The following is a 14,799-nucleotide window of genomic DNA, read 5'->3' as shown; positions in this document are numbered from 1 at the left end:
CGCGGAGGGCGCCTGAGCGCGAAGGCGCATGCGGCGGGCGGGAACGGATGCCGGTGCCGTCAGCGGCGGGCAAGCGCGGCGAGTTCATGCCAGGAATTGGCATTGTAAAACGCACGCTCGTCGCGAAACTCGACTTCGACCGTCTTGTGGCGTGCGTACCACGCACGCACCTTCCGCTCGCCGGCCGCGAGCGCGGCGGCGAGATCGTCGGCAAGCGACGTGCGCAGCAGCGCGAAGGTCGGCTGCGGCGAACGCGCGTGCTGCGCGTCGACGGTCACGGCCATCGCGATGTCGGCCTGCTGCGCGTCGAGCGCCGCATGCAGCCGCGCGACCAGGTCGGCCGGCAAATAGGGCGTATCGCACGGCGCGCACGCGACGAGCGGGGCGCGCGCCGCCCGCATGCCGGCGAGCAGCCCCGCGAGCGGGCCGGGGAAATCGGCCGTTTCGTCCGCCACGATGCGCGCGTCGAAAGGCGCACCGAGCTCGGCGTAGCGATCGGCGTTGCGATTCGCGCTGATCAGCGTCTCGTCGACCTGCGGCGAGAACCGGCGCAGCACGTGCAGCGCGAGCGGCATGCCGTCGAGCAGCTGCAGGCCCTTGTCTGCGCCGTCCATGCGCGTGGCACGGCCGCCTGCGAGCAGCAGGCCGGCGATGGAGGGCGAGGTGGAAGCGGACATCGCGGGAAGTCGGCTGGGGCGGCGCGCGTCAGCCGCCGATGTACGACATTTCGACGCGCTTGCCGGCGCCGTCGGGCGCGGCGTCGGCGGCCGCGCTGCCGCGCAGCTGCGAATAGCGGTCGGTGCGGGCCTGCCAGATCCGGGCGATCGCGGTCGCGATCTCGGCGTCGCTGGCGCCGCCGCGCACTAGCGCGCGCAGGTCATGGCCCGTCGACGCGAACAGGCACAGGTACAGCTTGCCTTCGGTCGACAACCGGGCGCGCGTACAGTCGCCGCAGAATGCCTGCGTGACGCTCGAGATCACGCCGATCTCGCCGCCGCCGTCCGCATAGCCCCAGCGCTGCGCCGTTTCCGCCGCCGTGTGCGCGTCGAGCGGCACGAGCGGGAACCGCTCGGCGATCCGCGCGACGACGTCCGCGGACGGCAGCACCTCGGTCATGTTCCAGCCGTTCGACGTGCCGACGTCCATGTATTCGATGAAGCGCAGGATCACGCCGGTGCCGCGGAAGCGCTCGGCCATCGGCAGGATCTCGCTATCGTTGGTGCCGCGCTTCACGACCATGTTGACCTTGACGGGCGCGAGCCCCACGGCCTGCGCGGCGAAGATGCCGTCGAGCACGTCGGCGCTCGCGAAGTCGGCGTCGTTCATGCGCTTGAACAGCGTGTCGTCGAGCGCGTCGAGGCTGACCGTCACGCGCGTGAGGCCGGCGTCCTTCAGCGCGCGCGCCTTGCGCGCGAGCAGCGAGCCGTTGGTGGTCAGCGTCAGGTCGAGCGGGCGGCCGTCGTGAGTCGTCAGGCGCGCGAGACGCTCGATCAGGAATTCGAGGTTCTTGCGCAGCAGCGGCTCGCCGCCCGTGATCCGGATCTTTTCGACGCCGTGGGCGACGAACAGCCGCGCCACCCGCTCGATCTCTTCGTGCGTGAGCAGCGCGCTGTGGGGCAGGAACGGGTAGTCCTTGTCGAACACGTCTCGCGGCATGCAGTACACGCAGCGGAAGTTGCAGCGGTCCGTCACCGAGATGCGCAAGTCGCGCAGCGGCCTGGCGAACCTGTCGGCCAGCGCGCCGTCGGGGGTATGCGCGACGCCGGAGATATCCGGCATCCCGCTGACGTCGGCGAGGGGAATGATGCGTCGGGACATGTTGAAAGAAGTGCGAGTCAGGCCTCTATTTTAGCCGCAAGCGGCCGGCCGGGCCGGGGGGCGGAAACCCGCAGCGCGGAAATGAAAAAGCCCGCCGGAGGCGGGCTTTTTCTGGTCGGGCGATGCGCCGCTTAGCGGTGCGTTTCGACCTGCTGCATCGGGGTCGGGTCGACCGGCGGCTGCGCCTTGCGCTCGCGCGGCACGCGGGCCGGACGCGGCAGGCGCGACGCGGCTTCCTGGGCAGCGCGGAACTTGTCGGCGTCCGTGTTCACCCACACGAGACCGGCTTGCTCCAGCACGGCATCGAGGCTCGCCGAAGCAGGCGCGGCGGCCGGCTGGGCGGGCGCCGGAGCCGGAGCCGGTGCGGCAACGGTTTCGGCCGGTGCGGCTTCGACGCGAGCCGGTTCGACGTGAACCGGAGCGACCGGTGCGGGCGCGACCGGTGCCGGAGCAACGGGTGCCGGAGCGACTTCAGCTGCGACGACCGGTGCCGGTGCGGCTTGCTCGACGGGCGCGGACTGCGGCGCTTCGACGGCAGCCGGTGCGGCCGGCACTTCGAACGCATCGGTCGGCGAAACCGCGACCGGAGCCGGGCCGGCTTCCGATTCAGCGGCCGGCGCCACCGGTGCCGGTTCGGCTGCCGGTACGACCGGTGCGGGCTCGAGCGGTGCGACCGGCGTCGCTTCGACACGAACCGGTGCCGTTTGCGACTCGACCGCGGCCGGTGCGACCGCTTCGGCACGCTCCTCGACTTCGGCTTCCGCAACTGCGGCGCCTGCTGCCGAAACGGCTGCCACGGACGCCACGGCGACCGGTGCGGCCGTACGGGCCGGCTCGACCGCGTTCGGGGCTTCCGTCGTCACGGCGTGCACGGGGCCTTCGCCGTCCGCGCCTTGCTCGGCATGCTCGACCACCGAGCCTTCGTCCTCGCGCTCGCGACGACCACCACGGCGGCCGCGGCGGCGACGGCGACGTTCCTCGCCGTCACGTGCGCCAGCTTCCGCGTCGGCACCGACATCTGCGCCCGGCAGCGCTGCGACGGCCTGGTCGCCTTCCGCTTCCGGATGGTTCTCGCCACGGTTGACGGTCTCGAGCGTCGCCGCGTGCTGCACCGGCTTGCGGCGTTCACCGCGCTCGCGACGTTCGCCGCGTTCCTGGCGCTCGCCGCGGCCGCCGGCCTCGACGGCTTCCGGCTGCTCGACGCGCTCGCGCGGTTCGCGGTTCTCACGGCTTTCACGCGGCTCGCGCGGTTCACGGCCTTCGCGCGGGCCACGGCCCTCACGACCTTCGCGACCCTCACGGCTTTCGCGCGGCTCGCGGCTTTCACGCGGTTCACGACCCTCGCGCGGTTCACGCGGTTCACGCGGCTCGCGAATTTCCTTGCCTTCGCGTTCCTGGCGTTGAGACTGGCCACGGCCCGTCGCTGCCTGGTCGCGGCCACCCTGAGCCTGCTGGGCGCCGCCACGGCGGTTGCGGTTGCGATCGCCGCCGCGCTGCTCGGTCTTCTCGGTCCGCTCGCGGGCCGGGCGGGCAGCCTGTTCCTTCGCCGGTGCCGGTGCAACCGGCGCGGGCGCCGGAGCCGGCGACATGCCGAACAGACCCTTCAGCCAGCCGATGAAGCCGCCGTTGCTTGCCACGGCGACCGGGGCGGGCGCCGCCGCAACCGGCTCGGCCGGGCGCTGCGGTGCCGCGCTCGGCGCCGGGCGCTCGGGCGTGATGCCCTTGACCGCCGCTTCCTGCTTCGGCTTCACGTCGGCCGTGCGCTTGCTGTAGCCGGTTTCCGACTCCAGTTCGCGGGCGGCTTCCTCGGCCATCTTCCAGGACGCGCGCGGATCGTCGAGGCGCGCGTCGTCGTGACGCAGGCGCTCGAGCTTGTAGTGCGGCGTATCGAGGTGCTTGTTCGGGATCAGCACGATGCCGACCTTGAAGCGCGACTCGATCTTGTTGATTTCCTGACGCTTCTCGTTGAGCAGGAAGGCGGTCACCTCGACCGGCACCTGGCAGTGGATCGCCGCGGTGTTTTCCTTCATCGCTTCTTCCTGAATGATCCGCAGGACCTGCAGCGCGGACGATTCGGTATCGCGGATGTGGCCGGTGCCGTTACAGCGCGGGCACGTCACGTGGCTGCCTTCCGACAGCGCCGGACGCAGGCGCTGGCGCGACAGTTCCATCAGGCCGAAGCGGGAGATCTTGCCCATCTGCACGCGCGCACGGTCGTGCTTGAGCGCGTCCTTCAGGCGTTGCTCGACTTCGCGCTGGCTCTTGGCCGACTCCATGTCGATGAAGTCGATCACGATCAGGCCGCCGAGGTCGCGCAGGCGCAGCTGGCGGGCCACTTCGTCCGCCGCCTCGAGGTTCGTGCGGGTCGCCGTTTCCTCGATGTCCGCGCCCTTGGTCGCACGCGCCGAGTTCACGTCGATCGCGACGAGGGCCTCGGTGTGGTCGATCACGATCGCGCCGCCGGACGGCAGCGGTACCGTGCGCGAGTAGGCCGTCTCGATCTGGTGCTCGATCTGGAAGCGGGAGAAGAGCGGCACGTCGTCGTGGTAGCGCTTCACCTTCGACACGTTGTCCGGCATCACGATGTCCATGAACGCACGGGCCTGATCGTGGATCTCGGTCGTGTCGATCAGGATTTCGCCGATATCGGGCTGGAAATAGTCCCGGATCGCGCGGATCACGAGGCTCGATTCCAGATAGATCAGCATCGGCTGGCCGGCATTGCCGCTTTGCGACGCCGCTTCGATCGCGCGCCACAGCTGCAGCAGATAGTTCAGGTCCCACTGCAGTTCCTCGGCGCTGCGGCCGATGCCCGCGGTGCGGGCGATCATGCTCATGCCGTCCGGAATCTGCAGCTGCGCCATCGTTTCGCGCAGTTCCTGGCGCTCGTCGCCCTCGATCCGGCGCGACACGCCGCCGCCGCGCGGATTGTTCGGCATCAGCACGAGGTAGCGGCCGGCGAGCGAGATGAAGGTCGTGAGGGCGGCGCCCTTGTTGCCGCGCTCTTCCTTCTCGACCTGAACGATCAGTTCCTGGCCTTCGCGCAGCGCATCCTGGATGCGCGCGGAGCGCATGTCGATGCCGTCCTTGAAGTACTGGCGGGCCACTTCCTTGAACGGCAGGAAGCCATGGCGGTCTTCGCCGTAGTTGACGAAGCACGCTTCGAGCGACGGCTCGATACGGGTGATGACACCTTTGTAGATATTGCCTTTGCGCTGTTCGCGCCCGGCTGTCTCGATGTCGATGTCGATGAGCTTTTGCCCATCGACGATGGCGACGCGCAGCTCCTCCTGCTGCGTCGCATTGAACAGCATGCGTTTCATGAACGACTCCAGGCGGCTCCGCTGCCGGCGCCTCGCGGTTGTCAGTCGCGAAGGCGGGAACGACGGCAGGCCGCACCTTGTTGTGTTGTCACAAGCACGCTGGAGCGGGAAGGATGGCGGGGAGAATTGCCTGAAGAGGCGCTTGGGCCCGAAAGACGGGGCCGGCGGCCGTTGGGCACCTGCGAATACGGTTTCAAAGCACGGCGTTCACACACCGCACGCTGCACAAGCGCGCTAAGCCTGAGTCCGGGCATCGCCACGGGCGCGCACAATACGTCGCGCGCGCCGACGGGCGGCAGATGCTGCGGCTTGGGCCGCAGCGGGGAGTATCGAATCCAACCCGACTTTCCCGCTTGGGGTGTACTTCCCTGGTTTGACGTCGCCAAGCCCCGCACCTTCGCGGGGCCAAATCAGGCGCAACGCCGTAATTTTCGCAACCGGCAGCCTGCGGACGCACTTCGCGCCGTCGGGCTACCGATCAAATTCTTTTCAACCAACTTTCCGTTACCGCGGCGCCTTGCCGACCGAATCCGCCTGTGGGCGCGATCCTTGCCGACGGGCGGCGCCGTGCGTGCAACTTGCTGCATCTCTTTGATTAGGGGCGAGCAGCGGACCCCCGGCGCAAGTAAAATAGCGGTTTGCGCTTGCGCCTTGCCCGATTCAGCCGGGGCCGGCCTGTCAGGCCACCCTCAACGTCAGGCTGGGCAAAATTATATTCAGTATGAATGAGTTAGGCAAAATATCCCAGAATTCAGTCGCAAGCGGCCAGGTATCGATGCTCGAGATCGACGAAAACTCGGCCGGTCAGCGGATCGACAACTTCCTGTTGCGCGTCTGTAAAGGCGTGCCCAAAAGCCATATTTACCGGATCCTGCGCAGCGGCGAAGTGCGCGTGAATAAGGGTCGGGTCGATGCCCAGTATCGTCTCGCGTTCGGCGACATCGTCCGCGTGCCGCCGGTGCGGGTGGCGGCGGCCGATCTCGCGCGCGCCGACACGCCGATCGTGCCGCCCGCGCAGTTCGAGGTGCTGTACGAAGACGATGCGATGCTCGTCATCAACAAGCCGGCCGGCGTCGCGGTGCACGGCGGCAGCGGCGTCGCGTTCGGCGTGATCGAGCAGATGCGCCAGGCGCGTCCGCGCGCGAAATTCCTCGAGCTCGTGCACCGGCTCGACCGCGAGACGTCCGGGATCCTGATGCTCGCGAAGAAGCGCACGGCGCTCGTCGGCCTGCACGAGCAGATCCGCGAAAACCGGATGGACAAGCGTTACTTCGCATGCGGACACGGGGAGTGGCAGGCCGACTGGGGCCGCCGCCGCGCGGTGAAGGCGCCGCTGTTCAAGTATTCGACCGCGGAAGGGGAGCGGCGCGTGCGCGTGCAGGACGACGGCCTGCCGTCGCACACGGTGTTCAACCTGCTCGAGCGCTGGCCGGATTACGCGCTGGTCGAAGCGGAACTCAAAACGGGCCGGACCCATCAGATCCGGGTGCACCTCGCGCATCTCGGCCTGCCGATCGCCGGCGACGCCAAGTACGGCGATTTCGCACTGAACAAGGCGCTGGCGCGCGCGAACGCGCAGCCGTCGCTGAAACGGATGTTCCTGCATGCGCACCGGCTGAAGCTCGCGCACCCGCTGACCGGCGAGCCGCTGCAGTTCGACGCGCCGCTGCCGGACGAATGCCGCCGCTTCCTCGATCAACTCAGCGCTTTGCGCGATAACGCATGACTCGCATGGCCCGACAGCAATTTGACCTGATCGTCTTCGACTGGGACGGCACGCTGATGGATTCGACTGCGCACATCGCGCACAGCATCCAGGCCGCGTGCCGCGATCTCGGCCTGCCCACGCCGTCGGACGAGGCGTCCCGCTATGTGATCGGCCTCGGGCTGCGCGATGCGCTGCGCATTACTGCTCCGACCCTCGATCCGTCCGACTATCCGCGGCTGGCCGAGCGTTACCGCTTTCACTACCTGCTGGACGATCAGCGCATCGAGTTGTTCGCCGGCGTGCGCGAACTGCTCGCGGAATTGCGCGATACGGGTTACCTCCTGGCGGTCGCGACCGGCAAGGGCCGGGTCGGGCTGAATCGCGTGCTGGACCAGTCGAAGCTGACGAGCCTGTTCGATGCGACGCGCTGCGCGGACGAAACGTTCTCGAAGCCGCACCCGGCGATGCTGCACGAACTGTCCCGCGAATTGGGGCAGGATCTGGCGCGTACCGTGATGATCGGCGACACCACGCACGACCTGCAGATGGCGGCGAGCGCGGGCGCAGCCGGCGTCGGCGTGTCCTACGGCGCGCATACGGCCGAGGCGCTGGCCGCGCTGACGCCGCGCTTCGTCGCGCCGGACGTCGTCGCGCTGGCGGCGTGGCTGCGGGAGCACGCATGAGCGCGGCGCCGGAAGCCGTGCGCGTGTGCGCATCGGACGCCTTGACCGACGGCGGCGCCGGCGTGCGCGTCGACGCGACGCTGCGCGGCGAGCAGGCGGTCGTGTTCTTCGTACGCTACGACGGCCGTGCGTACGGCTACCTGAACCGCTGCGCACACGTGCCGATGGAGCTCGACTGGGCCGAAGGGCAGTTCTTCGAGTCGTCGGGCCTTTACCTGATGTGCGCGACGCACGGTGCGATCTACGCGCCGGACACCGGCAAGTGCGTCGGCGGCCCGTGCCGCGGCGGCCGCCTGCGGCCGGTGGAGGTCGACGAGCGCGACATGCCCGATGGCCGTGCGGTATTCTGGGTGCCCGATGCCGACCTGCGTCCCGCCGCTTCGACTCCTCCAGCCACGACCGACTGACGACACCACTGCATGGCCGACCAACCGAATATCCCTGATTCCTCGTCCCGTCCCGACAGCCGCGAGCCGAACTGGGAGCGCGCGGCGCTCGAGCGGATCGCGCTCGCGGCCGTCAAGGAACAGCGCGCGGCGCGGCGCTGGAAGATCTTCTTCCGCTTCGCGTTCCTCGGCGTGTTCCTGCTGCTCGCGTTCGCGCTGATCGATTTCTCGAACGACGCGAAGTTCGCGTCGACCGGGCGCCACACGGCGCTCGTGACGATCGACGGCGAGATCGCGGCAGGCACCAACGCGAACGGCGAAGACATCAATACGGCGCTCGACGCCGCGTTCGACGACGACGGCGCGGCCGGCGTCGTGCTGCGGATCAACAGCCCGGGCGGCAGCCCGGTGCAGGCCGGGATGGTCTACGACGAGATCCGCCGGCTGCGCACGAAATATCCCAACAAGCCGCTGTACGTCGTCGTGACCGACATGTGCGCATCGGGCGGTTATTACATTGCGTCCGCCGCCGACAAGATCTTCGTCGACAAGGCGAGCATCGTCGGCTCGATCGGCGTGCTGATGGACGGGTTCGGCTTCACGGGCCTGATGGGCAAGCTCGGCGTCGATCGCCGTCTGCACACGTCGGGCGAAAACAAGGGCTTCTACGACCCGTTCTCGCCCGAGACGCCGAAGATGGACGCGCATGCGCAGGCACTGCTCGACCAGGTCCATGCGCAGTTCATCAAGGCCGTGAAGGACGGTCGCGGCAAGCGGCTGCACGAAACGCCCGACATGTTCTCGGGTCTGTTCTGGACGGGCGAGAAGAGCGTCGAGCTTGGCCTCGCCGACGGCTACGGCACGACCGACACGGTCGCGCGCGACGTGCTGAAGGCGCCGGATCTCGTCGACTACACGGTGAAGGAAAGCCTGACGAACCGCGTCGCGCGCAAATTCGGCGCGGCGGTCGGCGGTGCCGCGATGAAGGCGCTCGCCGCCGGCGGCACGTCGTTCAGCCTGCGCTGAGCGCGGGCCCGCGCCGCGGCGAACGAAGCCGGGCGCCCCGTGCCGCAATGCGGCTGCGGGCGCCGGCGCGTCAGTTCGCGAGCAGCAGGAAGATGGCGGGGCGCTTGTGCAGATTCGGCGCCGGCGCTTTTTTCCAGTCCGCCACCGAACGGCTGGCGATCGTCTCGGTTTCGAGGGTCAGGTCGGCCGCGACGCAGATCTGCGTCGACGGCGCGCAGGTCGCGACGAGCGTATCGAGCATCGCTTGGTTCCGGTACGGCGTCTCGATGAAGATCTGCGTCTGGCGGCCCTTGCGCGACAGTTGCTCGAGCTCGCGCAGGCGTTTCGCGCGCGCGGCCGCATCGACCGGCAGGTAGCCGTTGAACGCAAAACTCTGGCCGTTCAGGCCCGACGCCATCAGCGCGAGCAGGATCGAACTCGGCCCGACGAGCGGCACGACCTTCACGCCGCGTTCATGCGCACGGCGCACCAGCAGCGCGCCGGGGTCGGCCACGGCGGGGCAGCCGGCCTCGGACACGAGCCCGGCGTCCGTGCCCGCGAGCACCGGTGCGAGCAGCTTGTCGATCTCGCCGGCCGGCGTGTTGACGTTCAGTTCGCGGATCGCGATTTCCTGGATCGGCCGCGTCGTGCCGATCTTCTTCAGGAACGCGCGGGTCGTTTTCGCGTTTTCGCCGATGTAATAGCCGAGCGTGCCGGCGCGCGCCTGCACGGCCGCGGGCAGCACGGCGGCGAGCATCGATTCGTCGCCTTCGCCGAGCGTGTTCGGGACGAGATAAAGCGTGCCGGCCGTCATGCGCGGTCTCCGTGAGTAGTGAACAGCGGATAGCCCGCGGTGCGCAGCATCCGCGTGAGCGCGATCAGCGGCAGGCCGACGAGCGCCGTCGGGTCGTCGGAGTCGATCGCGTCGAGCAGCGCGATGCCGAGCCCCTCGGACTTCGCGCTGCCGGCGACGTCGTACGGCGTTTCCGCGCGCAGGTACGCATCGAGTTCGGCTTCGGGCAGCGAACGGAAGCGCACGTGCGTGACGACGTCCTCGCTCTGCGTTTCGCCCGTGCGGCTGTCGTACAGGCTGAGCGCACTGTGGAACTCGACGTCGCGGCCCTGCATCGACAGCAGCTGCGCAAGCGCGCGCTCATGCGTGCCGGGCTTGCCGATCTGGAGGCCGTCGAACGTCGCGACCTGGTCCGACCCGATCACGAGCACGCCGTCCGGCGCGTCGATGGTCGCGGCGACCGCGCGCGCCTTCGCGCCGGCGAGACGCAGCGCGGTCGCGGCCGGCGTTTCACCCGCGAGCGGGGTTTCGTCGAGGTCGGGCGATACGACGTCGAACGGCAGGCCGAGGCGCTCGAGAAGCGTGCGGCGGTAGCGGGAACTGGAGGCGAGAATCAGCCGCGGCGGGCGGCAAACGGTATGCGGCATGGTCGATTGGGTCGGTGAATCGTCAGGTGTGGCGGGGCGTTGCGAGGGCGCAAGCATAAGTGATTGACCGCAAAAGGTAAAACAGGTATGCTTTCCCGCTTTTCGTCGGCAGGCTTTCGCTGTGGTGGCGCCTGCCGGGTCTTCGGAAGTAAAGTTACGTAATCGTACGTGGCGTAGATCACGTCCGTGGGCGGCGCCAGATAAGCGGCGCCGGCAAGCCGGATCCCGCAAGTCAGCCTGTAGGCAGGAGCGCAACATGAACACTTCTTCTGGCAAGCCGGCGGCATCGCTTGATCCGCACGCAGTCGACCTGTTCGAATTCGCCCGCAGCGGGCGGCAGGCAGCGGGTGCGGTGCGTCTGTCGCAGCTGCCGCGCATGTTAAACGAAGTGCCGGTGGACGCGCCAGATCGCGACACGGTCTTCACGTGGCAGGCCGAAGGATTCACCCAGAAGGAGTTGCAGGACGACGGCGCCGATGGGCAGCAGCCGTATCTGCGACTCGCGGTGCACGGCCATGCGTGGCTCACGTGCCAGCGCTGCATGACCCCGTACGACCAGACGTTCGACGTCGACATGACGTACCGGGTCGTTGCGACCGAAGAAGAAGCTGAAGAATTTCCGCTCGACGACGATGAAGCCGATGTGATCGTGGGCACACGCCAGTTCGATCTCGTCGACTTGATCGAAGAGGAATTGCTGCTTTCGTTGCCGCTCGTGCCCAAGCACGAGGTTTGCCCGGCAGTTCACGAAAGCCTCGTGTCGGGTGTGAGCGGTCCTTCGGAAGAGGCGGACGACGAGTCCGCCGAAGACGAGGACGAAGGCAAACGGCCGAATCCGTTCGCAGCGCTGCAAGCGTTGAAGAAGGACGGGGACGGCAGCAAGAAACACTAAGCAGTTGTGGCGCGGGAAGGCGTAAAGGCTTTGGGCCAGGGTAGTTAAGCGCCGGATCGGGCTGTGTTAGAATCCGGAAAATCAATTAGGAGTTAGTCATGGCAGTCCAGCAAAACAAGAAGTCGCCGTCGAAGCGCGGCATGCATCGTTCGCACGATTTCCTGACGGCAGCGCCGCTGGCAGTCGAGCCGAGCACGGGTGAAGTGCACCTGCGTCACCACGTCAGCCCGAACGGCTACTATCGCGGCAAGAAAGTCGTCAAGACGAAGAACGACTAAGCGTCAAGTCACGCGTTGCGCGCTACGCTCGCCGTTCGCGTGACAACTGGTTCGCTTGACACTTTCCTGGCTCAACAAAAAGGCGGCATTCAACTGCCGCTTTTTTGTGCCTGAAATTCGTCGCATTCCATGACCGTAAAGCTCACAATCGATTGCATGGGAGGCGACCACGGCCCGTCCGTGACCGTTCCCGCGGCAGTCAAGTTCGTCCGCGCGCATCCTGATGCGCACCTGATGCTCGTCGGCATCGAAAGCGCGATCCGCGCTCAGCTGAAAAAGCTGAAAGCCCTCGACGATCCCGCGCTGACCATCGTGCCCGCCACCGAAGTCGTGGCGATGGACGACCCTGTCGAAGTCGCGCTGCGCAAGAAGAAGGATTCTTCGATGCGTGTCGCGCTCAACCAGGTCAAGGAAGGCGCGGCCCAGGCCTGTATCTCCGCCGGCAACACCGGCGCGCTGATGGCCGTATCCCGTTATGTGCTCAAGACGCTGCCCGGCATCGAGCGGCCCGCGATCGCGTTCGCCCTGCCGAACCCGACCGGCTACACGATGATGCTGGACCTCGGCGCGAACGTCGACTGCGAGCCGCAGCATCTGCTGCAGTTCGCGGAGATGGGGCACGCGCTCGTCGCCGCGCTCGAAGGCAAGGAGCGTCCGACGATCGGCCTGCTGAACATCGGCGAAGAGGTCATCAAGGGCAACGAGACGATCAAGCGCGCGGGTGAACTGCTGCGCGCCAGCACGCTGAATTTCCGCGGCAACGTCGAAGGCAACGACATCTACAAGGGTACGGTCGACGTGATCGTCTGCGACGGCTTCGTCGGCAACGTCGCGCTCAAGACGTCCGAGGGGCTCGCGCAGATGCTGTCCGATATCATCCGCGAGGAGTTCGGCCGTTCGCTGATGTCGAAGCTGATGGCGCTGCTTGCGCTGCCGGTGCTGATGCGCTTCAAGAAGCGCGTCGACCATCGCCAGTACAACGGCGCGGCGCTGCTGGGACTGAAGGGCCTCGTGATCAAAAGCCATGGTTCGGCCGATGCCTACGCGTTTGAGTGGGCGATCAAACGGGGTTATGATGCCGTCAAAAACGGCGTGCTGGAGCGCCTCGCGCGCGCGATGGCGGATAATTCGGTGTCGCTCGGCGACGGCGGACACGACGCGGGCGGCGCGGGCCCGACGAGCCCGGCCCCAGGCCATCACGCTGAACCTTCCGCTGCGCAATCCTCTAAAGCATAAATGGCCCAATCGACTCTCTATTCCCGCGTGCTCGGCACGGGCAGCTACCTGCCGCCCGACCGCGTCACGAACCAGCAGCTCGCCGACCGTCTCGCGAAGGAAGGCATCGAGACGAGCGATGAGTGGATCGTTGCGCGCACGGGCATCCATGCGCGCCATTTCGCCGCACCGGACGTCACGACGAGCGATCTCGCGCTCGAAGCGGCGCGTCGTGCGATCGAGGCGGCCGACATCGATCCGCAATCGATCGATCTGATCATTGTCGCGACTTCGACCCCGGATTTCGTGTTCCCCAGTACGGCGTGCCTGCTGCAGAACAAGCTTGGCATCAGGAACGGCGGCGCGGCATTCGACGTGCAGGCCGTGTGCTCCGGCTTCGCCTATGCGATGGCGACGGCCGACAGCTTCATCCGCAGCGGCCAGCACCGTACGGCGCTCGTGATCGGCGCGGAGACGTTCTCGCGCATTCTCGATTTCAAGGATCGCACCACCTGCGTGCTGTTCGGCGACGGCGCGGGCGCGGTGATCCTGTCCGCATCGGAAGAGCCGGGCGTGCTCGGCAGCGCGCTGCACGCGGACGGCAGCTATTCGCACATCCTCTGCACGCCGGGTAACGTCAATCGCGGCGTGATCGACGGCAGCGCGTTCCTGTACATGGACGGGCAGGCCGTGTTCAAGCTCGCGGTCAACGTGCTCGAAAAGGTCGCGATCGAGGCACTCGCCAAGGCGAATCTCGCACCCGAGCAGGTCGACTGGCTGATTCCTCACCAGGCCAACATCCGCATCATGACCAGCACCTGCCGCAAGCTCGGCCTGCCGCAGGAGCGCATGGTCGTGACGGTCGACCAGCACGGCAACACGTCGGCTGCATCGATCCCGCTGGCGCTCGACACCGCGGTGCGCGACGGTCGTATCAAGCGCGGCCAGCACGTGCTGATCGAGGGCGTCGGCGGCGGCTTCACCTGGGGCGCGTCGGTCTTCCGCTTCTGATCCGCGGCGCGCGACTGCCGCGCGCGGCTCCCAAACCGGCGCGCCGTTCGCGCGCGCCGTTCGAATCGATTCAATTGGGGACGATATGAAATTTGCATTCGTTTTTCCGGGGCAGGGCTCGCAGTCGGTCGGCATGCTCAACGCATTCGCCGATCTGGCCGTCGTGCGCGAGACGCTCCAGGAAGCATCCGATGCACTCAATCAGGATCTCGGCAAGCTGATCGCCGAAGGTCCGGCCGAAGAGCTGAATCTGACCACCAATACGCAGCCCGTGATGCTGACGGCTGCCTACGCGTGCTATCGCGCGTGGCAGCAGGCCGGCGGCCCGGCGCCGTCGATCGTCGCGGGCCACAGCCTCGGCGAATACACGGCGCTCGTCGCGGCGGGCGCGATCGCGTTCAAGGACGCGGTGCCGCTCGTGCGCTTCCGTGCGCAGGCGATGCAGACGGCCGTGCCGGTCGGCCAGGGCGGCATGGCCGCGATCCTGGGCCTCGATGACGATACGGTGCGCGCGGTGTGCGCCGAAGCCGCGGCAGCGGGCGTCGTCGAAGCCGTGAACTTCAACGCGCCGGCGCAGGTCGTGATCGCGGGCGCGAAGGCGGCCGTCGAGAAGGCGTGCGAAATCGCGAAGGCGAAGGGCGCGAAGCGCGCGCTGCCGCTGCCGGTGTCGGCGCCGTTCCATTCGTCGCTGCTCAAGCCGGCGTCGGACCAGTTGCGCGACTATCTCGCGAACGTCGACGTGAAGGCGCCGCAGATTCCGGTCGTCAACAACATCGACGTCGCGGTGGTCAGCGATCCGGCCGCGATCAAGGACGCGCTGGTGCGCCAGGCCGCGGGCCCCGTGCGCTGGGTCGAATGCGTGCAGCACATCGCGGGCACGGGCGTCACGCACGTGATCGAATGCGGTCCGGGCAAGGTGCTCGCGGGCCTGACGAAGCGCATCGACGGCAACCTGGTCGGCGCCTCGGTGTTCGATCCGGCTTCGCTCGACGAAGCACTGAAGCTGGCGACCGCCTGACGCGGCGCCTTTCCTCAAGAGA

General features: G+C 67.7%; 14 protein-coding genes. 9 read left to right on the top strand and 5 right to left on the bottom strand.

All coding sequences use genetic code 11. The features are described from left to right. Positions 1 to 59: 59 nt before the first annotated feature. From mobA to SB771_RS31380, 3 genes are all read right to left on the bottom strand, one after another. Positions 60 to 677, bottom strand: coding sequence for a molybdenum cofactor guanylyltransferase MobA (gene mobA / locus SB771_RS31390; protein WP_175661037.1), 618 nt, complete (start codon positions 675 to 677; stop codon positions 60 to 62). A gap of 28 nt (positions 678 to 705) precedes the next feature. After that, entirely contained in the window at positions 706 to 1,818 is a 1,113-nt protein-coding gene (gene moaA, locus SB771_RS31385) for a GTP 3',8-cyclase MoaA (RefSeq protein ID WP_175661038.1), read from the bottom strand. Between the two features lie 131 nt (positions 1,819 to 1,949). Beyond that, entirely contained in the window at positions 1,950 to 5,141 is a 3,192-nt protein-coding gene (locus SB771_RS31380; RefSeq protein ID WP_175661039.1) for a ribonuclease E/G, read from the bottom strand. Between the two features lie 721 nt (positions 5,142 to 5,862). Between SB771_RS31380 and SB771_RS31375 the strand changes: the two genes are divergently transcribed. From SB771_RS31375 to SB771_RS31360, 4 genes are read left to right on the top strand one after another with little or no spacing between them, the layout of a single operon-like run. Then, complete coding sequence (locus tag SB771_RS31375) at positions 5,863 to 6,867, top strand: RluA family pseudouridine synthase (protein WP_105833442.1); 1,005 nt, start codon at positions 5,863 to 5,865, stop codon at positions 6,865 to 6,867. Positions 6,868 to 6,872: 5 nt separating this feature from the next. After that, a complete protein-coding gene (locus tag SB771_RS31370) occupies positions 6,873 to 7,532 on the top strand; it encodes an HAD-IA family hydrolase (RefSeq protein WP_041491125.1) in 660 nt (219 codons plus the stop codon). Further along, entirely contained in the window at positions 7,529 to 7,939 is a 411-nt protein-coding gene (locus tag SB771_RS31365; RefSeq protein WP_126227395.1) for a Rieske (2Fe-2S) protein, read from the top strand. The genes SB771_RS31370 and SB771_RS31365 overlap by 4 nt, the downstream gene beginning before the upstream one ends. A 12-nt stretch (positions 7,940 to 7,951) precedes the next feature. Continuing rightward, positions 7,952 to 8,944 carry a S49 family peptidase gene (locus SB771_RS31360; RefSeq protein WP_011656339.1) on the top strand — a complete coding sequence of 331 codons (993 nt, stop codon included), beginning with the start codon at positions 7,952 to 7,954 and terminating at the stop codon, positions 8,942 to 8,944. 70 nt (positions 8,945 to 9,014) lie between these two features. On the opposite strand, the gene SB771_RS31355 is transcribed toward SB771_RS31360, so the two are convergent. Next, the gene (locus SB771_RS31355; protein WP_011656340.1) at positions 9,015 to 9,737 is read right to left on the bottom strand and encodes an SAM-dependent methyltransferase; all 723 of its coding nucleotides are present in this window, start codon (positions 9,735 to 9,737) and stop codon (positions 9,015 to 9,017) included. Further along, the gene (locus SB771_RS31350; RefSeq protein ID WP_006759763.1) at positions 9,734 to 10,363 is read right to left on the bottom strand and encodes a Maf-like protein; all 630 of its coding nucleotides are present in this window, start codon (positions 10,361 to 10,363) and stop codon (positions 9,734 to 9,736) included. The genes SB771_RS31355 and SB771_RS31350 overlap by 4 nt, the downstream gene beginning before the upstream one ends. 256 nt (positions 10,364 to 10,619) lie before the next feature. On the opposite strand from SB771_RS31350, the gene SB771_RS31345 reads away from it, so the two are divergent. The 5 genes from SB771_RS31345 to fabD all read left to right on the top strand — a co-directional run bounded on the left by SB771_RS31345 (position 10,620) and on the right by fabD (position 14,777). Continuing rightward, positions 10,620 to 11,255 (top strand): YceD family protein, encoded by a 636-nt coding sequence (locus tag SB771_RS31345; RefSeq protein WP_175661076.1) that lies wholly within the window; start codon positions 10,620 to 10,622, stop codon positions 11,253 to 11,255. 98 nt (positions 11,256 to 11,353) lie between these two features. After that, positions 11,354 to 11,533, top strand: a complete 180-nt coding sequence (gene rpmF, locus SB771_RS31340) for a 50S ribosomal protein L32 (protein ID WP_006051932.1) — start codon at positions 11,354 to 11,356, stop codon at positions 11,531 to 11,533. Positions 11,534 to 11,662: 129 nt separating this feature from the next. Further along, positions 11,663 to 12,769 (top strand): phosphate acyltransferase PlsX, encoded by a 1,107-nt coding sequence (plsX, locus tag SB771_RS31335; RefSeq protein WP_165751092.1) that lies wholly within the window; start codon positions 11,663 to 11,665, stop codon positions 12,767 to 12,769. Further along, positions 12,770 to 13,759: a beta-ketoacyl-ACP synthase III gene (locus SB771_RS31330; protein ID WP_011656343.1), complete on the top strand. Its 990-nt coding sequence runs from the start codon at positions 12,770 to 12,772 to the stop codon at positions 13,757 to 13,759. An 85-nt stretch (positions 13,760 to 13,844) separates the two neighbouring features. Next, complete coding sequence (fabD, locus tag SB771_RS31325) at positions 13,845 to 14,777, top strand: ACP S-malonyltransferase (protein ID WP_105833446.1); 933 nt, start codon at positions 13,845 to 13,847, stop codon at positions 14,775 to 14,777. Positions 14,778 to 14,799 lie beyond the last annotated feature (22 nt).

It is taken from the genome of Burkholderia sp. SIMBA_051 (assembly GCF_046534915.1).
Taxonomy (GTDB): Bacteria; Pseudomonadota; Gammaproteobacteria; order Burkholderiales; family Burkholderiaceae; genus Burkholderia; species Burkholderia ambifaria.
Note: the sequence above shows the minus strand (reverse complement) of the source record. Positions and strands in the feature narration are given on the sequence as shown.